Annotated in this window: 13 protein-coding genes and 2 pseudogenes; 10 read left to right on the forward strand and 5 right to left on the reverse strand. The window is 69.9% G+C overall.

Translation table 11 applies throughout. From position 1 onward, the window contains the following. The first annotated feature begins 51 nt into the window (after positions 1–51). The 4 genes from ACZ7DL_RS08065 (at position 52) to ACZ7DL_RS08080 (ending at position 4082) form a co-directional block, all read left to right on the forward strand. Complete coding sequence (locus ACZ7DL_RS08065) at positions 52–864, forward strand: alpha/beta fold hydrolase (protein ID WP_470772351.1); 813 nt, start codon at positions 52–54, stop codon at positions 862–864. After that, on the forward strand, positions 864–2123 hold the full coding sequence (locus ACZ7DL_RS08070) for a PP2C family protein-serine/threonine phosphatase (protein ID WP_470772353.1): 1260 nt from the start codon (positions 864–866) through the stop codon (positions 2121–2123). Before ACZ7DL_RS08065 ends, ACZ7DL_RS08070 begins: the two co-directional genes overlap by 1 nt. Beyond that, on the forward strand, positions 2107–2418 hold the full coding sequence (locus ACZ7DL_RS08075) for an STAS domain-containing protein (RefSeq protein WP_470772355.1): 312 nt from the start codon (positions 2107–2109) through the stop codon (positions 2416–2418). The genes ACZ7DL_RS08070 and ACZ7DL_RS08075 overlap by 17 nt, the downstream gene beginning before the upstream one ends. A gap of 419 nt (positions 2419–2837) precedes the next feature. After that, positions 2838–4082, forward strand: coding sequence for a glycosyltransferase (locus tag ACZ7DL_RS08080; RefSeq protein WP_470772357.1), 1245 nt, complete (start codon positions 2838–2840; stop codon positions 4080–4082). On the opposite strand, the gene ACZ7DL_RS08085 is transcribed toward ACZ7DL_RS08080, so the two are convergent. Both ACZ7DL_RS08085 and ACZ7DL_RS08090 read right to left on the reverse strand, forming a co-directional pair. Next, a complete protein-coding gene (locus tag ACZ7DL_RS08085; protein ID WP_470772359.1) occupies positions 4079–5086 on the reverse strand; it encodes an alpha/beta hydrolase in 1008 nt (335 codons plus the stop codon). The two genes, ACZ7DL_RS08080 and ACZ7DL_RS08085, sit on opposite strands and share 4 nt — an antisense overlap. 108 nt (positions 5087–5194) lie before the next feature. Then, a complete protein-coding gene (locus ACZ7DL_RS08090; protein WP_470772361.1) occupies positions 5195–6646 on the reverse strand; it encodes an MFS transporter in 1452 nt (483 codons plus the stop codon). A gap of 225 nt (positions 6647–6871) precedes the next feature. Between ACZ7DL_RS08090 and ACZ7DL_RS08095 the strand changes: the two genes are divergently transcribed. After that, entirely contained in the window at positions 6872–8602 is a 1731-nt protein-coding gene (locus ACZ7DL_RS08095) for a fatty acyl-AMP ligase (protein WP_470772363.1), read from the forward strand. A 47-nt stretch (positions 8603–8649) separates the two neighbouring features. Next, entirely contained in the window at positions 8650–15357 is a 6708-nt protein-coding gene (locus ACZ7DL_RS08100) for an SDR family NAD(P)-dependent oxidoreductase (RefSeq protein WP_470772365.1), read from the forward strand. 110 nt (positions 15358–15467) lie between these two features. On the opposite strand, the pseudogene ACZ7DL_RS08105 reads toward ACZ7DL_RS08100, so the two are convergent. The 3 genes and pseudogenes from ACZ7DL_RS08105 to ACZ7DL_RS08115 all read right to left on the reverse strand — a co-directional run. Further along, positions 15468–15975: pseudogene (locus tag ACZ7DL_RS08105) on the reverse strand (quinone oxidoreductase family protein); the annotation flags it as partial. A gap of 165 nt (positions 15976–16140) precedes the next feature. Then, positions 16141–17841 carry an ABC1 kinase family protein gene (locus ACZ7DL_RS08110; protein ID WP_470772367.1) on the reverse strand — a complete coding sequence of 567 codons (1701 nt, stop codon included), beginning with the start codon at positions 17839–17841 and terminating at the stop codon, positions 16141–16143. Between the two features lie 386 nt (positions 17842–18227). After that, positions 18228–18689 carry a nuclear transport factor 2 family protein gene (locus tag ACZ7DL_RS08115; protein ID WP_470772369.1) on the reverse strand — a complete coding sequence of 154 codons (462 nt, stop codon included), beginning with the start codon at positions 18687–18689 and terminating at the stop codon, positions 18228–18230. Between the two features lie 280 nt (positions 18690–18969). Here ACZ7DL_RS08115 and ACZ7DL_RS08120 point away from each other — a divergent pair, with 280 nt between their 5' ends. From ACZ7DL_RS08120 to ACZ7DL_RS08135, 4 genes and pseudogenes are all read left to right on the forward strand, one after another. Further along, entirely contained in the window at positions 18970–19500 is a 531-nt protein-coding gene (locus tag ACZ7DL_RS08120) for a hypothetical protein (protein ID WP_470772371.1), read from the forward strand. A 108-nt stretch (positions 19501–19608) separates the two neighbouring features. Further along, the gene (locus ACZ7DL_RS08125) at positions 19609–19836 is read left to right on the forward strand and encodes a NucA/NucB deoxyribonuclease domain-containing protein (RefSeq protein ID WP_470772785.1); all 228 of its coding nucleotides are present in this window, start codon (positions 19609–19611) and stop codon (positions 19834–19836) included. An 18-nt stretch (positions 19837–19854) separates the two neighbouring features. Beyond that, positions 19855–20379: a hypothetical protein gene (locus ACZ7DL_RS08130; protein ID WP_470772373.1), complete on the forward strand. Its 525-nt coding sequence runs from the start codon at positions 19855–19857 to the stop codon at positions 20377–20379. A gap of 5 nt (positions 20380–20384) precedes the next feature. Further along, positions 20385–20648: pseudogene (locus tag ACZ7DL_RS08135) on the forward strand (transposase family protein); the annotation flags it as partial. Positions 20649–20720 lie beyond the last annotated feature (72 nt).

Raw genomic sequence — 20720 nt, forward strand, 5'->3', positions numbered from 1 at the left:
GCGAAGCCGCTGCGACAGGAGCCACGCGGTGAGGGATGCGAGGATGGCCGCATGGACGTGCGCATCAGGAACCACGTCAGGCTGACCGGCCGTGAGGACGGGCCGGTGGTGGTGCTGTCGCACGGATTCGGGTGCGACCAGAACATGTGGCGCCTGGTGGTACCGGCGCTGGAGCCGGACTTCCGGGTGGTCCTCTTCGACCACGTGGGCGCCGGTCGTTCGGACCTGTCGGCGTGGAGCGAGGAACGGTACGCCTCGCTGGACGGCTATGCGCAGGACGTGCTGGAGATCTGCCGGGAGCTGGACCTGGGGCCCGTGGTCTTCGTGGGGCATTCGGTGAGCGCCATGATCGGGGTGCTGGCCGCCGGTGCCGAGCCGGAGCGTTTCGCGGGACTTGTCCTGCTCACGCCGTCGCCCTGTTACATCGACGACCCGGCGGCCGGTTACCGGGGCGGCTTCAGCACGGAGGACATCAATGAACTCCTGGAATCGCTGGAGTCGAACTATCTGGGCTGGTCGGCGGCGATGGCCCCCGTCATCATGGGCAACCCGGAGCGACCCGAGCTGGGGCAGGAGCTGACCAACAGCTTCTGCCGCACCGATCCGAAGATCGCCCGCGTCTTCGCCCGCGCCACGTTCCTGTCCGACAACCGGACCGACCTGGCCTCGGTGACCGTACCGACCCTGATCGCGCAGTGCTCCAGCGACGCGATCGCCCCCGCGGAGGTGGGCGCGTTCGTCCACGCGCAGATCCACGGCAGTCGGCTGGTCACTCTCACCGCGACCGGACACTGCCCGCAGCTGAGCGCGCCCGAGGCCACCGCCGCGACCATTGCCGCATTCGCGTCCGAAGTGGGCCGGTGATGTGCGCGACCGGTGACGGCCACGACCCCGATCCGGACCCGGAAGGCGAGCCGGACGACGAGCGGGCCCGTTTCTCCGCCCTGCCGGAGGACAGCGCCGAGGACCTCTACGAGAACGCGCCCTGCGGCTACCTCTCCACCCTGCTGGACGGACGGATCGCCAAGGTCAACGCGACTCTGCTGAACTGGCTCGGCTACCAGCGCGACGATCTGGTCGGACGCAGACGGTTCGCCGATCTGCTCACCGTGGGCGGCAAGCTGTACCACGAGACTCACTACGCCCCGCTGCTGCGCATGCAGGGTGAGATCAGCGGCATCGCCCTGGAGCTGAAGGCCGCGGACGGCAGTCGGCTGCCGGTCCTGGTCACCTCCACCGTCAAGACCGGCAGCGAGGGCGAGCCGCTGCTGATCCGTACCACCGTCTTCGACGCCCGCGACCGCCGCGCCTACGAAACCGAACTGCTCCGCGCCCGGCAGGAAGCCGACCGGGAACGTGAACGCCTCCAGCGCCTGGCCGGCACGTTGCAGCGGACACTGCTGCCGCCCACCCTGGACAGTGTTCCCGGTCTGGAGGTGGCCGCGCACTACCACATCGCCTCCATCGACGAGGTCGGCGGCGACTTCTACGACCTGTTCCCCCTCTCCCAAGGCACCTGGGGACTGTTCCTGGGGGATGTGCGCGGCAAGGGCGCCGCCGCGGCAGCCGTCACCTCCCTGGTCCGCTACACCCTGCGGGCCGCAGCCGTGTACGACCCCGACCCGGCCGCCGTACTCGCCAATCTCAACACCGTCCTCCACCAGGAATCCAACGGCACGGACCCCCGCTTCTGCACCGTCATCTTCGGCCTGCTCACCCCCTGCGACACCGAGGGGTTCCGGATCGTGCTGGCCAGCGGCGGACACCCACCGGCCTTGCTCCTGCGCGCCGACGGCAACGCCGACTACCTGCCCACCCCCGGAGGGCAGCTCGTCGGCGTCCTGCCCGACGCCCACATCGCCACCGCCACCGTCCACCTCGCCCCCGGTGACACGCTCCTGCTGTACACCGACGGCCTCACCGAAGCCCATACCGGCCGACCCGGTGAACGCTACGGCGACGAAGCCCTGCTGGACTTCGCCCGTGCCCTGGCCCCCACCACCGCATCGGCCGCCATCGACGCGTTGAGCGGCCTGCTCGACACCTTCGGCACCGGCCTGGACGACGACACCGCGGTCCTCGTCGTCAGTGTGCCCCGACGCACCGGTGAAGAGCGGCAGTGACCTGGGCGGCATCACCTACTGCGACTCCAGTGGCATCACCGTGCTCATCGCCGCCCGCAACCACGCCCTCCAGGCAGACGCGGACATCATGCTGGCCGCCGTACCGGAACGCATCGACCGGATCTTCCGCGTCGTCGGCCTGGACGAAGTCTTCGCCACCCACTCCACGGCCCGCTCCGCCACGGACGCTGGCAAGCGTCGACTTCCGCGGAACGACCACGGCACACACTCGGCCGCCCCGCAGACACAACCGCACCTCGACGTGCGAAGAATGCCGGTCGGAGGCGGGACATGAACGGATCCTCGGCCGGCCCCGAGGGTTCGGCCCCTGCTTCCGCACAGGCACCGGACGGCGACCGCGCCCTCGGCTCGCACAGGCCGTCCCCCTCCGGACAAGAGGCGACACAGGGACCCACCCCGCTACGCGCCCGACGCCCGCACGCATCGTGGAGCAGAACACCGCGAGCGACCTGATCGCCGGCACCGCCTTGTCGAACGGGCTCTGGCCGACCGGGTCCGCCAGTCTGCTCCCCGGACGCAGCCACCTGCCGAGGACCATGTCGCCGAAGCCGCCTCCAGGGAGAGGGTCGACGGAGTAGAGGGCCCGGATGTGGCCGCGGTCGCCCGACACGCGGGGAGCCGGACGGTGGTGGTACGGCGGAGCTGTTGCGGGGTAATCCTGTGGCGCTTTGCCGCTCACATACCGAGGTGGATATGGGCCGGACCGTAGTGATCTTTGCCGCAGGGTCCCGGGGAGACGTCCAACCGTGTCTGGCACTGGGCCGAGGACTGAGACGTCGGGGTGATGCCGTACGGGTGATGGCCAGCCACCGGTATCGCGGCATGGTCGCGCAGGCAGGCCTGGACTTCCACGCGCTCTCGCTGGATCCCGCCGAGATCATCGCGTCACCCGAGGGCCAGGAACTACTGGCCGGTGGACGCAGCGCGGTCAAATTCATTCGCGGTATGCACCGGATTCTGGGGCCGCTGATCGCCCGCATGCTCTCGGAGGTGCAGACGGGCGCCAAGGGAGCCGATCTCTTCCTGACTCCCAGTCTGAGTTTTCTCGGCCTCCATTTGAGTCAGTATCTGGAGGTCCCGTACGCGGTCATCCACTTCCAGCCGAGCCAGCCCTCCGGGGCATTCCCGCACCCCTTCCTTCCCGCCGCGCGCTTCCTGGGCGCGTTCGGCAACCGTCTGAGTTTCTACGCGGTCGACCTGGCCCTTTGGCTGGCATCACGTCCAGCGGTCAACACCTGGCGGTGCGAGGAGCTCGGCCTTCCTGCCATGTCCCCTCTCGGCCCTTTTCGCCACGCCCGTGACACCCCCGTGCTGTGTGCGTTCAGCCCCGTCGTCGTGCCCCGCCCTGGCGACTGGGGATCGAATGTCCATCTGACCGGTTACTGGTTCCATGAGGAGCCGTCCTGGACCCCGTCGCCAGACCTCCTCGCCTTCCTGGAGAGCGGGCCGCCGCCCGTCTACGTGGGCTTCGGCAGCATGAGCACCAGTGACGGCGGGGTGACCGGCCGCGTCGTACGGGCGGCGCTCCGGCGCGCCGGTCTGCGCGGTGTGCTGACGGGGGACTCCGCGACCAGCGACGACGATGTCCTCGTGGTCGACGACGTCCCCCACGGCTGGCTGTTCCCGCGCATGGCGGCGGTGGTTCATCACGGCGGCGCGGGCACCACTGCCGCGGCGCTGCGAGCCGGCGTGCCCTCCCTGGTCTGCCCCTTCTTCGGGGACCAGCCCTACTGGGCGGAGCGGGTACACCGTCTGGGCGCGGGCCCGAAACCGCTTCCGGCCCGGCACCTGACGGTCCCGGCTCTCGCTGAACGGCTGCGCGCCGTCGCCGGGAACAGCGAGTACACCGAGACTGCCCGGCGACTGAGCCGGGCGCTGAACGCCGAGGACGGCGTGGCAGAGGCCTGCCGGGTTCTGGACCGGCTTGTTCTTCTCTAGCGTCCGAGTTCGTGCATCACCGTGGGCCAGATGAGGTGCAGTTCGCGTCTCCAGTAGGGCCAGGAGTGCGTCCCGGGGTTGTAGATGTGCGTCGTGACGTCCACACCCGCGGCGCGCAGTGCCTGGGCGAACCGCTCCTGGCTCGGCGTGAAAATGCTCTCTGACGTCGACGCGATGGCCGAGACGGCGTCTCGGCCCGCGTCCAGAGGACCCAGAGCACCGGTCCCGACGCACAGGTGGACTTTCATGCCGCGGTAGGCGGTCACCATGGCGGACGGGTTGTGCGCCCGCCAGATGTCCGGATGTTCTGTCGGGTCACCCCAGGCACTGATCAGCTTGTGGCCGTGTAAAGCGTCGTAGACCCGGAGGAATCTGCGGGTCGCTGGGTCGTCGAGGTCGACGATTCCGCTGAAGCTGGCCGCGTAGCGGAACATGCCCGGGTGCCGGCCCGCATAGTTGAGCGCACCGAGTCCGCCCACGGAGAGGCCGACGACTGCCCGCGCGGTATTCGCTCGGAGCTTCCGTTCCATGAGACGGGGCAGTTCGCGGGTGTGAAAGGTCTCCCAGCGCGGCTGGCCGACGTACCAGTCGGAATACTGACCGTCCTTGCCGCCGTCGGGCATCACGATCAGCGCTTCGGCATCCTTAGCCAGGTCCTCGATGTCCGTCTCGCGGGTCCACGAGGTGTAGTCGTCCTCCCCGCCGTGGAGCATGTAGAGCGTGGGGTGGCTCCCTCTCGGCTCGCTGCTCCAGCTCTTGGGAAGAATGACACGGACAGGCACCGTGCGCCCCATGGCCGGTGACCACACGGTGAGATCCAGTGTTCGGGCATCAAGTCTCTTCACGGCCGTGACCCGGGCGCCACTGTCCTCCGGGGCCATAGGACCGGAGGCGGACGCGGTCGGCCCGGCAACGAACGGCACTGTGACGAGGATCAGCGATCCGAGGACGGAATAGCTGATCAGCTTCGCTTGGCCGAGGCTCTGTCTGAAGTCAAATGGCATGCGCTGAGGACCGCCTTAGCAAGTCGGACGGGTTTTCCCTTACTGCGGAGACTCAGACGCAGCGTCGCATGACATGATGTCAGGTTCGGTATTTGATTTTGCAGACCATTATAAGATTGACTCGTTCGGCGGCGGTCTCTGCGGTACGTGAGGCGGGCCGTCCACGCGAGGGCGGCGCAGGGCCCATACGGCGACCGGGGCTCCCGCGCCGACGAGTGCCGCCGCGATGCACAGCCCGGCTTGATACCCGGCCAGGGAGGCTTCGGCGCGGGAGAACTGCCGGGATGCGCACAGGCGCTGCACGAACGTCACCACCGCGCCCACGAGCACGATGCCGAACACGCCGGACAACTCGCGTGTGGCACTGAAGAGGCCGGCCGCGAAGCCGGAGAGGTGGCCGGGGGAGGACGCCAGCGCCCGCGTGGTCAGGGGGATGGCAAGGGAAGAGCCCGCGCCGACAGCCGCCAAGCCGGGAATCAGATCGGCCAGCCCGCCGTGCTCACTGCCCAGCGCAACCAGCAGCAGCCCCAGGGCGACCAGGAGCAGACCCGTCGCGCAGACGCGGGCCTCCCCCCACCGCCTGACCATGGCGGTGACGAACGGGGCTGTGCACAAGAGCGCCGAGAACACGGGAGTGAAGGCCAGGCCCGCCTGTACGGGGCTCAGCCGTAAACCGCTCTGCAGAAACTGGCAGGTGTAGAAATAGACACCGCTCACTCCCAGGCCCCACAGGAGCTGGGTGACAAGCCCGCCGCTGTAGGGTCGCTGCCGCAGGAGCTGTCCCAGAGCCGGATGGCGGCCGAGTTCGCCGCGGCCCAATGCGACCACGCTTGCCGTCGCCACCACCCCGCACAGGACCACGGGCGCCCTGGTGAATCCGTAAGCGGGTCCCTCGATCAGGCAGTACACGAAGCAAGCCAGACCCATGCAGGCCAAGGCGATCTGGTGGTTCGGTACGGGGACCGCGGTCCCGCTGCCCGGACGGTTCCGGCGGCCGGACGGTCCGGGAACGGCCACGGCTCCGACAACGAAGGCGGACACCCCCAGCGGAGCGTTCATGAGGAAAAGCCATTCCCACCCCAGGTGCTGTGTCACCACACCGGAGAGAACCGGCCCGAAAGCCAGGGCACAGGCCGCAGCGGCGGTCGTCGCGCTGAACGCGGCGGTGCGCACCCGGGGCGGCAGGTCCTGCGCCGTCAACGCCAAGGACGCCGGCAGGACGAAGGCCGCCCCGACGCCCTGCAGAGCCCGGAAGAGGACGAGCGTCCCCCCGGTAGCCGACAGCGCACAGCACACCGACGACACGGTGAACACCGCCACTCCGGTGAGCAGGGCCCAGCGCCGCCCTCTGGCGTCCGTCAACTGACCGGCCCCCAGGAGAGAGCCGGCCAGCGCCAGCGGGTACGCCGTCCCCACCCATTTCACATCGGTCTCCGTCAGGTCCAGCTGGGCGCGGATCCGAGGCAGAGCGATATTCACCACGGTGTTGTCCAAAGCCGTGAGGAAAGTGCAGCAGACGACGGCCGTAATAACGCTCCAAAGACGCAGCCGACTCAGCACGAAGTCAGCACCGCCCTCCCGTCCTTGTCCACGGCATTCACCGGTATCCGTATGCCGTGAACCTGAACCCTAAGCCTTTCCTGGTCCAGGAGGTGTGAGCGCAGGCGGTGGTATTGGCGTGTCGACATAGGAGGACGACTGCCGCGTGTTTTGCTGGCCCTTGCCGACGCGTCCGCTTCTGCACGCTGAAAAAGAAGGTTCGGTGAGCCAGTGCTGCCATCATCGGTGACAGATACACTCAGCCACCATCTCGCCCACTTCGCCGCTCTCACACCGGACGACACCGCCTTCACGTTCGTCGACTACAGCGCACACGTCGAGGGAGCGGTGTCCTCGCTGACCTGGCAGCAGCTTCAGGAGCGGGTCCGTACCGTTGCGACCGGAATGCGTCGGCTGGTGGCGGAGGGCGAGAGGGTGGCCATCGTCGCGCCGCAGGGTCTCGAATACGTGGTGGGCTTCCTCGGCGCCGCTTGTTCCGGAGCGATCGCGGTCCCTCTGTTCCCCCCGACCCTGCCCGGGCACAAGGAGAAGCTGGCCGCGGTCCTCCGGGACGCCGCCCCCACGATGCTGCTCACTGTCGAAGCCCAGAGCCGGCTGCTCGCGGACTTCTGCGCGCAGCACGGTCTCGCCTCCGGTCGCCGCATCATCACCGAGCGGGAGCTGGGCCAGGAGGCTGAGCACGCGCAAGCCGGGTTCACCCCGCCGCAGCCCGACGACGTCGCATACCTGCAGTACACCTCGGGCTCCACCCGCACTCCGTCCGGTGTGGAGATCACGCATGCCAACGTGTGCGCCAACGCCCGCCAGGCCCTCGAAGCCTACGACATCCGCCGAGGCCGCAACTGCACCGTCGGGTGGCTGCCGCTCTACCACGACATGGGTCTCGTGCTGGCGATCGCGCTGCCGGTCGTCGGCAACATTCCCTCGGTCCTCATGGACCCGTTGGCCTTCATCCAGCAACCGGTGCGCTGGCTGCGCCTGCTCAGCCGGCACACCGGGGCCCTGACCGCCGCGCCCAACTTCGCCTACGAGTACTGCGCCCGGCAGGTGGACGCCGACGAGCGTGCCGGACTGTCGCTGGGCTCGGTCGCCGCCATGGTCAACGGCAGCGAACCCATCACACCAGGCACCCTCGAACGGTTCCAGAGCGCCTTCTCCTCGGCCGGCATGCTGCGCACGATCATGCGCCCCTCCTACGGGCTGGCCGAGGCGACCGTGTTCGTGTCCGCCTCACCCGCGGGCGAGGAACCGACCGTCATCGCCGTCGACCGCGAGGCGCTCGGCCAGGGCATGGCCCGCCCCGTGGAGATGGACGACCAGCCAGCGGCGGTGGAACTGGTGGCGTGCGGCCGGCCGACCGGCCAGGAGGTCGCGATCGTCGACCCTGCGACGTGCCGGCGCAGAGAAGACGGTCACATCGGTGAGATCTGGGTGCGCGGCCCCAACACCGGACGGGGTTACTTCAGCCGCCCCGAGCAGAGCGAGGCCACCTTCCGCGCGGTCCTCCACGGCGAGGAGCAGGGCGGGCCCTGGCTGCGTACCGGAGACCTCGGTGTGTGGCACGAAAAGCAGCTGTATGTGACCGGCCGGTTGAAAGACCTGGTGATCATCGACGGGACCAACCACTATCCGCACGACATCGAAGAAACGGTGCAGGGCGCCCATCCGGTCATCCGCCCGCACCACATCGCCGCCTTCGCCGTGGCCACCGGCGACGGCGAACATCTCGTAGTCGTGGCCGAGCACCGCCGTGACGCGAGCACCGGCGACATCAGCCGGCATGAGGTGACGGACGCGGTGCGAGCGGCGGTCAGCGGCCGGCACGGCGTCGCCGTCCACGACTTCCTACTGGTGCCGCCCGGCAGCGTGCCGCACACCACCAGCGGCAAGGTCGCCCGCGGGGCGTGCCGCGAGCAGTACCTGGCCGGCGCCTGGACCACGGATGCCAGAAGCTGAAACGCCGCCGGACGGCACCATCTCAGGGTGCAGGCAGAGAGAGGGAGATGAAACCAGACAGGGCATCGGCCACAGCGACCGGGCAGGCCCCGGCCGGCGCTGACGAACTTCGGGCAACGCTGCGCACGCTCATCACCGAGACCTGCGGCATCACCGAGGAAGAACTCGACGACAGCCGCCCCCTGATGGAGTTCGGTCTCGGCTCCCGTGCCGCCGTCGGCCTGACCGGACGTCTGGAACGCGCACTCGGCCGGCCCCTGCCCGCCACCCTGCTGTGGGAGCAGCCGACCGTCGAACGACTCGTGCGGCACCTCAGCACGACCCGGCAGCCCGCACCGGAGGCCCGGCCGGAACGCCGGGAGCACGCCTCGCCCCGCGGCCCACACGAGATCACTGCGACCACCACCGGCGCAGACGGCGACGGACCGGCCCCGGGGCTCTGCCCCATCGCCGTGATCGGCGTCGGCTGCCGCCTTCCTGGTGGGGTCAACGGACCCGAGGAGTTCTTCAAGCGTCTCCTGTCGGGCAGCGACCTCGTCGGCCACGTCCCCGGCAGACGCCGACGGGACTTCGCCACCGCCCCCGGCGCGCCGGCGGAACAGACCACCCGCCACGGGGCCTTCCTCGACGACGTCGCGGCCTTCGACGCCGGCCACTTCGGCATCACCCCGCGCGAAGCCGACGTCATGGACCCCCAGCAACGCCTGCTGCTGGAAGTCGCCTCCGAAGCGCTGGACCATGCCGGACGCCCTGCCTACAGCCTCGAAGGCAGCGACACCGGGGTGTTCGTCGGCATCAGCGCGGTCGAATACGGCCAGCTGACCACCGCGGACCCCGCGTGCCTGACCCCGTGGACCAGTACCGGGGCCGCCGGCAGCATCATCGCCAACCGGCTGTCCTACGTGTTCGACCTGCACGGTCCGAGCCTGACCATCGACACGGCCTGCTCCTCGTCCCTGGTGGCGGTGCACCAGGCATGCCGGAGCCTGGACAGCGGCGAGTGCGACACCGCCCTGGCGGCGGGCGTCAACGTCCTGCTCTCACCGGTGGTCATGGCGTCGATGGGGCAGATGGGGGCACTCGCCGCGGACGGACGCTGCAAGCCGTTCGACGCGTCGGCGAACGGCATCGTCCGGGGCGAGGGCTGTGGCGTCGTCGTACTGAAGCGACTGGCCGACGCCCAGCGCGACGGCGACCGGATCCTGGCCGTCATCAAAGGCACAGCCGTCAACTCCGACGGCCGCTCGGCGGGTCTGATGGCCCCCAACCCCGCCGCTCAGGAGCGTCTGTTGCGCAGTGCGCTCGGCAACGCGCAGGTCGACGCCACCGACATCGACTACGTCGAGGCACACGGCACCGGGACACTGCTGGGGGACCCCATGGAGGCAGCCTCCCTGGGGGCCGTCCTCGGCCGTGGCAGGCCGGCCGACCAGCCCCTGCTGATCGGCTCCGTGAAGAGCAACCTGGGCCACCTGGAAGGCGCCGCGGGCATCGTCGGACTGATCAAGACGGTCCTGGCACTGCACCATCGGCGCATCCCGCACAGCCTGCACTTCCACACGCCCAACCCGCACATCGACTTCCGCGCGCTGTGCCTGCGCGTCGTCACGGAGCCCACTGCCTGGCCCCGGCGAGGCCACCCGCCGCGGGCCGGCGTCTCGGCGTTCGGCTTCGGTGGCACCAACGCGCACGTCGTCCTCGAACAGGCACCCGCGAGCCCACCCGCCGGCGGCCTGTCCGCACGCGGCGACGCCCGGGCGGAAGGCCCGCACGCACTGGTCGTCTCTGCCCGCTCTCCGCAGCGCATCGGCGACGTCGCGGCCGGCCTGGCCCGGCAGACGGCGGCCTCCGACGGGCCGGCGTTGAAAGACCTCGCGCACACTCTGGCCCGGCACCGCAGGGGCCCGGCGTGTGCCGCCGTCGTCGCACGCACCCACCAGGAGGCGGCCGCCCGGCTCGCCGCCCTGGCCAGGGGCGAGGAGGTCCCCGGCCTCCTGCCGCCCTGCACCGACAACCACGCCGGCCGCTCGTCCGGCACCCGCCGCCCCGTGTTCGTCCTCTCCGGCCACGGCTCGCAGTGGCAGGGCATGGGTCTGCGCCTGCTCCAGGACGACCCCTTCTTCGCCGCCGCAGTGGACGAGCTGGACTGTGCTTACCGGGAACAGGCCGGCGTCCCGCTGAGGGACATGTTCAGCCGGCTCGACCCCGGAAGCGGCTTCGAGCACCTCCAGCCCGCGCTGTTCGGGATGCACATCGCCCTGGCCCGCACCCTGCAGGCCTACGGCGTGCACCCTGCCGCCGTCATCGGCCACTCGATGGGAGAAGTCAGCGCCGCCGTCATCGCCGGAGCCCTCGACCCGGCCGACGGCCTGCACGTCATCCTCAGCCGGTCGGCGGCACTGGCCACCCTGGACACCGAAGGCGCCGGCGCGATGGCCGCCGTGGAGCTGGCCGACGAGGACCGCGCGGAGGTTCTGTCACGCTTTCCCGGCGTGGAGATCGCCGTGGACTCCTCCCCGCGCCGGTGCACGGTCGCCGGACCCGCACACACCGTGCGGCAGCTGGTCGACGCACTCTCCACCGACGGCCGTTTCGCGCGGCTTCTGGACATCGGGGCAGCGGCGCATTCCCCCGCGGTCGACCACCTCCTGCCCCAGGTGCGGCAGACCCTGGGCGGACTGAGCCCGCATCCGGCCGGCATCGCCTGGTACAGCACCGTGCTCGACGACCCACGAGCCGACGTGGCCGCGGACGCCGCGTACTGGTGCGCCAATCTGCGCCGTCCCGTACGCCTGCACCAGGCGGTCGCCGCCGCCGCGGCCGACGGCCACGAAATCTTCCTGGAGGTCTCGCCCCACCCGATCGCCCTCATTCCCCTCGACGAAACCCTGCAGACGGCGGCGAACGCCTCCGCGGCCCTCGCCCTGCCCACACTGCGCAAGCAGGGTGACGAAGCAGTCGACCTGCGCACGGCACTGACCCGGCTGCACTTCGCCGGGGTACCGGTGGAGGAGAACCGCCTGTGGCCCCGGGGCAGGCGGATCCCGCTGCCCAGCCCCGTCTGGCGCCACGAGCGCCACTGGTTCGGCCACCGCGGCCCGGCAACCGGTGGCGGTGCGTCCCGCACCGCGCTGGGCCGCCGTATCGACGACCCCCGCTCGGGCGCCGTCCTGTGGCAGACGGACCTCGGCACCGGTGATGCACGGGCCGCCGGACGCCACCTCCACGGCCGGCCCGTCCTGGACCTGCCCGCAGCCGCCGCACTCATGATCATGGCGGCGCAGGACATCCACGGGCGGGACTGTGTCGACGGCCTGCGCATCGAGGAGCTCGCCGTTCACCGGTGGCTGCCGCTCGCCCGCAGTACACCCGTCACCCTCACCTGGGAGCCCATGGACTCCCACGCGGCCGTCGCGGTCAACGCCCGGTCCGCGGACGGCACCTGGCACTGCTACGCATCGGCACGGATGCACACCGACCTCGCGCCGTTCAAGGACGGGACCCCCGACACCCCGCCCGCCGTCGTGACGCACTGGAGCCCCACCACGGCGGAGGAACCCCGCCCGCGCTCCTACGAGGAACTCCTCACCGCCCTGTTGTACGCGCCGGCCGAGAGCGGCGCGGCCATCTCGGCGAGCGACGCCACCTCCGACGACGCCCGCACCGAGAACGTCCCCGCCCTCGTGCGGAGCCTGCGGCTCGAAAACCTCACCGACATCGGCACGTCCTACACGGTTCAGGCCTTTCCCCAAAGCGATGATCAGGGGCTGAGCTGGACGGTCGTGGCCGGCGCGGCACCATCGAGGATCACTGCGACAGGCCTGCAGTTCGGTCCGGCCTCGCGTTACGACGTTCCCAAGCCCCTGGAAGCACTCACCTACGAGATCGAGTGGCAGAAGTCGCCCGTTCCGCTCCCCGGCCGGCTCGCCAGCGCCCTGCTCCTCGTCGACGAGCCGGCAGCCGGCACGGACAGCACCCTGGCCACCGCCCTCGGCGCGGCGCTGCAGGCGCGGGACGTGTCCGCCACCACCGAGGCCCTCGTGGCGGCCGACGCCGGGCAACTGGTCGGCCAATGGCTGCGGAAGACCGCGCCGGAGGAGCCCAGGGCGGTCGTGCTGCTGCTCACCAGCCCGGCCCGGACGCATGACCTGACGGCTCTCCACTCCGCCGCGCAGATCGCCCGTCGCCTCGCCTCCCGCCCCGGCGGAGTGCAGCCGCCCCGGTTGTGGCTGGTGACCGAGCGTTCCCGTTGCACGGCGCCCGGGGAACCCGGCCGGCCGGACCTGGCCTGCCTGCGGGGTCTGGTGCGCACCCTCGCCATCGAGGAGCCCGCCCTGCGGGTCTGCCTGCTCGACATCGACACCCACCCGGAAGCCGTCGACAACCTCGTACAGGAACTGCTCGGCAACAGCACCGAGGACGAGGTCGTCTGGAGGGCCGGGACTCGCCTCGTCGCCCGTTTGACCTCCGCCGACCTGTCGGGACAGCAGTACGAGGCACCGTTCGTCCGCGGCAACGGCGCCTACGTCATCACCGGCGGCCTCGCCGGTCTCGGCCTCGAAACGGCTCGCCGCCTCGCCGAACAGGGGGCCGGCCGTCTCGTACTCAACGGCCGGCGGGCTCCCACCCCCGAGGCCGAGGAGATCATCACCCGGCTCGGCGCCTGCGGAACCTCCGTCACCGTGGTGCGAGGAGACATCACCGATCCCGGCGTCGCCGAGCGCCTGGTGCTGGCCGCGGTCAGCGAGGGACACACCTTGCGCGGAGTCGCCCACTGCGCGGGCGTGCTGTACGACCGCATGATGACCGACCTGGAGAGCACCGATCTCGACACCGTGCTACGGCCCAAGGTCATCGGAGCGCTGAACCTCGAGGCCGCCCTGGCTGACCACGACATCGACTGGTGGGTGTTCTACAGTTCGGCGGCGGCCCTGCTCGGCTCGCCCGGGCAGGCCGCACACGCGTCCGCCAACGCCTGGCTGGACGCGATGGCGCAGCGTCGCAGGGCGGAGGGCAAGCCCGCCACGTCCATCGCCTGGGGCCCCTGGCGTGACGCCGGCGCCGTCGCCGACGATCGCGTGCTGGGCCTGGACTCCCTCACCGTGGAGGAGGGACTGGATGCCCTGCAGACACTCGTCGCCCACAACCGCACGCACACCGGCGTCCTCCATCTGGATGCCCCGCGCCTCCTGGAGGCATTCCCCGGTCTTTCGGGCATTCCCTTCTTCTCCCACAGCCTCCGAACCGCCGACCTGTCCCCGGAGGACTGGAGGGGCCCCGCCGGCATCGACTCCCTCGGTGCCGAAGCGGCGGACAAGGTGCTCCAGCGCCTGGCCTGCCGCGCCGCCGCCATCATGGGCTTCGGCGCATCGGGCCTCGACGAAGCCGTGCCGTTGCCGCGGCTCGGCCTGGACTCGCTGATGGCGGTGCGCATCCGGAACGCCGTCCAGCAGGACTTCGCCGTCGACCTGCCCCCGGACCTCATGCTGCGCGGCGCCGCGCTCCGCGACGTCGGCGACACCGTCCTGCGAACACTCGGACTCCGACGGGGGGAGGCCGACACAGCCGCACCGCCGGCACGGCTCGACGCAGCCGAGACAACCGAAGCCGACGCCGACACGGCCGAAGCCGACGCGGCCGGTCATACCACGCCACCCGGCACGCCCTCCGTCACGCTGCCGTCCACCATCCAGCCGCGCGATGCCGCCGAACGGCTGGTGGCCGGCGCCTGGACGGAGGTCCTGCGGCAGCCTCCCACCGACGTCCGCGCCGACTTCGTCGCGGCCGGTGGCAACCAGCGCGCGGCCGAAGAGCTCGTCGGCATCGTCCGCCGCCGTCTGGGCGGCGTCCAGCTGGCCCTCGCCGCCCCCGACGTACTCGAGCAGCGCACCGTCGCCGCCATCGCGGAACTGATCCGCCCGGCCGTCAACCCGGCCGGCGAGCACGTGGTGAATGTCCTGCGTCCGCCCCGAACAGGCTCCCCCAGGCTTCCGCTGTTCACCTTCCACCCGGGCGGCGGCCCCACGTCCGTCTACCAGCCCCTGGCCCAACTCCTGCCGCCGGACCAGGCCGTGTACGGGATGGAACGGGTGGACGCGCTCGGCACCATGGAGGAGAAGGCCGCGCATTACATCACTCTGATCAAAGAGCTCCAGCCGCAGGGACCCTATCGGCTCCTGGGCTGGTCCTTCGGCGGTGGCCTCGCGTACGAGACGGCGCAGCAGCTGACGGACGCCGGGGAAACCATCGACTTCCTCGGTCTCATCGACACCATCCTGCCCGCGTCCCTGCCGGACGTGGACTCCTCCCAGGTGCTGCTCGAACGCTTCGGCAGCTTCGTCGAATACATCGCGAAGACCTACGGCCACCGTGTGGAACTCCCCTACGAGGAACTGGCGGTCACCCCCACGGAGGAACAGATCGACGTCGTGATGCGCCTGGTGGCCGAGTCCGGCCTCGACATGAGCCCGGGGATCATGGAGCACCAGCGGACGTCCTACATCGACGCCCGGGTCGGCGAGCGCTACCGGCCCCGCCCCTACCACGGCCACGTGGTGCTCTACCGTGCCCGGCAGGCCAACAGCCTCATCACCGCGCTCGACCCGCGCTATGCGAGGACGGAAGCCGACCTCGGTTGGGCGTCCTTGTGTCCGAGCCTCGAAGTGGTGCCCGTCGACGGCGACCACCTCTCCCTCATCGATCCGCCCCACGTCACCACGATCGCCGACCACCTCGGGCAGTCCTTCAGAGCGTGACCGCGAAGCAAGCGGACCGGCGAAACGGCATGGGCGGGGGAGTGCCGGTCACGGTGCAGGTGGCCGATGGCGGGTTGTGGAGGCAGACGTGAGGTGAGTCGGCCGGGTCGGGTGCCGATGACGTAGGCGCCGCGGGCCTTGGCGATCTGGACGGCCAGATGCCCGACTCCGCCCGCCGCGGCGTGGATCAGCACCCGCTGTCCGGGGCGGACATCGGCGGTGTCGACCAGCGCCTGCCATGCCGTGAGACCGGCCAGGGGCAAGGCGGCGGCCTGGGTATGGGTGAGCTCGGACGGCTTGCGCACCAGATGCCGAGCCGGGGAGGTGACGTATTCGGCGTAGCCACCCGCGGGCCGCGGATGGCGTGGCATCCCGAACACCTCGTCTCCGGGTGCGAGGGTCGTGACACCCGCTCCGACGGCCTCTACCACGCCCGACACTGATGGGGGCGTCGCCACCTGCCAGCCCGGCGCTGGAACGGTGCCAGGCGTCGGTCGGGTTGACCCCTGCCGCCACCACCCGCACGAGCACCTCGGCGGGCCCCGCCTGAGGCCGCACCGCCTCGACCATCTTCAACACTTCGGGACCACCGAAAACGTCCTGGCCGATCGCCCGCATCATCATGGTTCCCCTGTTTCCGCTGGTCGGGATCACGTGTCGACCACTCAACCGCCCCGCTGCGCAGGCCATCAAGGCACGATCGCAACAGGGCTGTTTAGCGAAACTCAAGGGCTCGGGCAGTGCCAGCGCTGTGGGAACGGGCACGGAGGCCGGCGCGTCGTGTCATTCCATGGGCCGGCTGGTGACATAGAGGGTACGGAGGACGATGGCGGCGGAGAGAATCAGGAGGTTGAAGCCCGTCAGCCCGTAGAGCCCGAGGCTCTCGCTCACGCGCGGCCCGCCCTCCATACCCAGGAGCTGGAGGCCCGCGAACCCGAGGAAGATACCGACGAGGGCGTGCACCATCCGCCCGACGAGCTCGCCGACGACCCGCCGGTCTCGGGGATCGGCGAAGAGCCGCACATTGAGCCCGAGCCGACCTTCCTCGAGCGCACCGCCGAGGCGGTCGAGGCGGCGGGGCAGCCGTCGCAGGACGGGCAGCAGGGCGATCAGTTCGTCGCGGGCGGTGTCACGGGCACTGCCTGGTCCCAGCCGGTCGGCGAGCCGGGCTGAGGCGTACGTACGGGAGGCCTCCAGCATGTTGAATCCGGGGGAGAGGCGGACCAGTGTGCCCTCCAGGGTGGCCAGGGCCCGGAACACCGCCGCGACTTCCGGCGGAACCGCCAGCCGGAAGTCGGCGACCAGCCGGAACAGATCGTTGAACATCTCCACGTCGGGCGCGGATCCGCGGCCCAGGTGGCGGGCACTGAACTGCCCGAGTGCGCGCAGCAGCCGCTGTTCGTCGACCTCCTCGGGACGGCCGGTGATCTCCAGGAGGGCCTCGCGCAGGGCGAGCGGATCGCCGCGGTCGACGGCGAGGAAGAGACCGCCCATCGCCTCGCGGAGCCCGACGTCGAGCCGTCCGACGGATCCGAAGTCGAGCAGGGCGGCCGTGCCGTCGGGCTGGAGCAAGATGTTGCCGGGGTGCGGATCGGCGTGGAAGACGCCGTCCAGCATGATCTGGTTGAGCAGCGTGCTGAGAAGGGTCTCCGCCAGGTGGGTGCGGTGTCGCTCGTCGTCGGGGACCGCCTTGCCGAGCGAGGTGTCCTCGACCCGGCTCATGACGAGGACACGCTCCGTGCTGAACTGCCCGTGCAGGACGGGGACGGCGACGCTGGAGTCGCCGCGAGCCTCGGCGGCCCGACGCACCGCGGTCATGTTGCGGGCCTCGACGCGGAAGTCCAGCTCCTCGCGTAGTGCGACGGCGAAGCCCTGCGCCAGCTCCTTCAGCCCGAGGCCGCGCCCCCACGCGGTGCGGTCGCTCAGCGCGGCTGCCAGGCGCCCGACGATGTCCAGATCCCGTTCCACGAGTTCCGGTATCCCGGGCCGCTGCACCTTGACGACGACCTCGGTGCCATCGTGCAGGACGGCCGCGTGCACTTGCGCGATGGAGGCCGCGGCCAGCGGGACCCGCTGAAACGTGGCGAACACCTCCCGCACCGGCGCACCCAGGCTTTCCTGAAGCAGTGTCTCGACCTCGCTCCACGGCGCGGGCGGCACTTGGTCCTGAAGCAGACTGAGCTCCTCGGCATACACCTCGGGCAGCAGGTCCCGCCGGGTCGACATCAGCTGCCCCAGCTTCACGAACGTGGTTCCGCCGGCCTGCAAGGCCTGCCGCAACTCCCGCGCCAGCAACTCGTGCCGTACCCCGGGCGCGCGCCGCCGGCCCCGCAGATACGGCCCGAGCCCGTGCCGGCCGGCGATGCGCACCACACTGGAGTATCGCCGCGCCCGCGCGATCCGCCCCCGCACCGACTGCGCCCACCCGAGCGGCCGTACGGCGCCCATGGGCATCACGATGTCCAGCACGACGAGAACCACCATCGAGGCGAGCATCCCCACCCCGACCATCAAGGACAGCAGCGGCGCGAGCTCCCCAGACTCCTCCAGCCGGGGCCCGAACAACCCCCCCGGACACCGCGAGTCCGCACGCCCCCGCGGTCGCGACCCGCACCGCCCCCGCCCGCACCCCCAGCAGCCGCCGCCCCACCACCGCAGGGCCCACCACTACAAGCAAGAAGACAAGCGTCCCGACCAACGCACCGGTCATCCACATGACGCCATTCAATAGCACATGCGTGCGATTCTCGGCCTGTGGTATTCCGACGAAGTTGCCCAGCGCGTACGTGACTTGACGGGCCTGGTGTCGGGGCCGGCGTGCCCTCCCGTGTGTCGGCGCGGTCCTCGACAAGCCGCTGCGATCAGCGGAATCAGCAGTCGAGCTCATTCGCTCGGCGAGGCACGGCGCAGACGTCGACGATGGCCTGCGTGTCCCAGTAGAACGGACGGACCTCGGTGATCCGCCCGTCTTTGACCGTGATCGCCTGCAGGATCGGGAAGCCGAGTTCCCGGCCTGTCGCACGGGCGCGGGCGCGGACCTGTGTGAGCACCACCGCAGTTTCACCGGTGGCGAGAAACGCCTGCTCCACCATGTCAAACCTCTCCCACACCTGGCCCATCACAAGGAAGAACTGCGCCATGCCGTCGTGCCCGCGCCACGTGCCGCCGTAGGGCAGAGCATCTGCTTGATGCAGCTCGACATCTGGCGCGAAAAAGGGCGCGAGCAGGTCGAACGAAGCCTCGCCTGGGCCTCCGGCCGCCAGGTGCTTGGCTTCGGCCGCATACATGTCAGTGAGGACTGAGCGTGAGTCAGTGGTGGATGAAATCGTCATGTAGCCAGCATGATCAGCGGCGGCGGATCCCGCTGGCGGCAATCAGACATCGTCATGCAGGACAGTCAGCACTTCCGTACCGCGCCCCGGAAACTTCTGGAACTGCCGTCTCGACCCCGGGGACTCCGTGATGTTCTCCGCCCACGGAACGGCGACCTGGCGCGGGCGCCAGTACGCCTGGAGCGTCGGGCAGAACTTCGGTGGCGGAGGCCGCTACTCCTGACCCATTCTGAATCCCGGCCGGCGGACCCCGCCGGCCGGGCCCCTTTCACGGAGCGACATGTCTGCAGAAACCTCCCCGGCCACGGACGACCCGGCGTTCCGGACCTGGCTCCGCATGCTCGCTGACGACCTCGACACCGACCTCGAGGACCACCTCGGCTCACCGGATGTCCGCGACTTCCTCTGGACCACCTTCACGCGCAACGGCGCCATGCAGGCCTCCTACTTCGCCCCGCTATCGGGGACGTACCGGCGGGAAATCGCCGAGCGGACAGTCGCCGCACTCCTCGCGCGGATGCACCGGGACACCGGCCGCGTCCTCGACGTACCGGTCTTCTACGAGCCACCCAGCGAGCGCGAACCGACCGGCCATCTCACCGTCGGACACGACAGGGTGCGAGGCATCGACCCGGTCGACATCACCGTCGAGACGGCGGAGGGCGTGCAGTACTTCCTCGCCGACCGCGACCATCCCGTCTGGCCTCTTTGCCCCGACCACCGCGTCGCCCCACACCCGGCTCGCATTCCCACCAAAGCGGCCTGGGTCTGCTCCGTCACCTCGCATGTGGTGGAGACGCTCCCTGTCTGACCCCGCCGGGTGCGTCGCCGACTACAGCCATGACAGTGGCAGGGGGCCCTTGTTGCTCCCAGGGCGCCGATCGTCAGCGGGTGGAGCGCCGACCGGCTCGCGCACCCAATCAAGGAATGCGGGAAGGTATGGGGGGACTGGAAAGGGACCAAACTCCAGTGTGATGAATACCCCTTCGCATCCACGAAGGAAGGATCAACCAAAGGCGACAATCGGTTCTCCGTAAGGCTGATCGATGGTGCGGACAATGAGACAGGCGGTCGCAGGCTAGACCAGATGTATACCCTCAATCGAATTCTAGACGGCGACGCCTTCTATATGAAGATCACCAACTAGTCGAAGGGCGGCGGCAGCGTGGAACTGCTTCAGGAGTACAACTGCAAGGCGAAACCGGCCCGATGCTCTGTAGAGGTCATGGACGCCGAGGCTGATCTCTACGATGAGGATGCCGCGACTGCTGCCCGCAGTCAGGTGGTAGCCGGCAACGGCTACCACCTGTACATCCATACCTTGCAAGCCGACATCGACGTCGCAGTCACCATTCGCGTCTGGGATGCCCCGCCGACCGCCCCCGCGCAGGCAGAAGGCAGTGTCCCCGTCAGCATCGAATCGGAAACTGGAATCCTCGTCGTCTACCAACTGGAATACGGACCCGCCGGCCAGATGACCCTGCCCCGACCCGGCGTCTACGAAGGTCACGCCTGGTGGGGGAACCGGCAAGCAACGGCCGACTATTACGAGACGACACTCGACTACCCCCCTGACGACACATTCGAAAACCACCTCGACCAGGCATGGAAGAACTGCCCGGTCACCGAGCGCTACGTCCTGGATCTCGCCTACACCGGAGAACCCGAACCCACCGACGATGACTTGTGATGTTCAAACGCCAGGGCATCCCGGTTCTCGCCGATCGTGCCTATATGGGAGCCGGCCCATGGGTGACGACGGCCCTCAGACGCCCGCCGTGCCGTGACCTCACACCCGCGCTACAGACCGTCAACCACGCACTGTCCGCAGCACGGGCACGGGTCGAGCGCGGCGTCGCACGACTGAAGTCATGTCGGATCTTCCGCAAGGCCCGGTGCAGCCCGAATCGAACGACGTCGATCGCCGCCGCCGTCCTCACCCTGGAGCGGCAACGCTGAAAGACCTCTTGGTTGTGGCAGCCTGTTCCCTCCCGGAGAGGAGGGATGTGCTGTGCGTCATGACGCTCGTTT

It is taken from the genome of Streptomyces sp. NPDC036984 (assembly GCF_055607665.1).

Coding starts and splice junctions, on each gene's coding strand:
- ACZ7DL_RS08065 (WP_470772351.1), top strand. CDS start 52: ATGGACGTGCGCATCAGGAACCACGTCAGGCTGACCGGCCGTGAGGAC.
- ACZ7DL_RS08070 (WP_470772353.1), top strand. CDS start 864: ATGTGCGCGACCGGTGACGGCCACGACCCCGATCCGGACCCGGAAGGC.
- ACZ7DL_RS08080 (WP_470772357.1), top strand. CDS start 2,838: ATGGGCCGGACCGTAGTGATCTTTGCCGCAGGGTCCCGGGGAGACGTC.
- ACZ7DL_RS08085 (WP_470772359.1), bottom strand. CDS start 5,086: ATGCCATTTGACTTCAGACAGAGCCTCGGCCAAGCGAAGCTGATCAGC.
- ACZ7DL_RS08100 (WP_470772365.1), top strand. CDS start 8,650: ATGAAACCAGACAGGGCATCGGCCACAGCGACCGGGCAGGCCCCGGCC.
- ACZ7DL_RS08110 (WP_470772367.1), bottom strand. CDS start 17,841: ATGGTGGTTCTCGTCGTGCTGGACATCGTGATGCCCATGGGCGCCGTA.
- ACZ7DL_RS08115 (WP_470772369.1), bottom strand. CDS start 18,689: ATGACGATTTCATCCACCACTGACTCACGCTCAGTCCTCACTGACATG.
- ACZ7DL_RS08120 (WP_470772371.1), top strand. CDS start 18,970: ATGTCTGCAGAAACCTCCCCGGCCACGGACGACCCGGCGTTCCGGACC.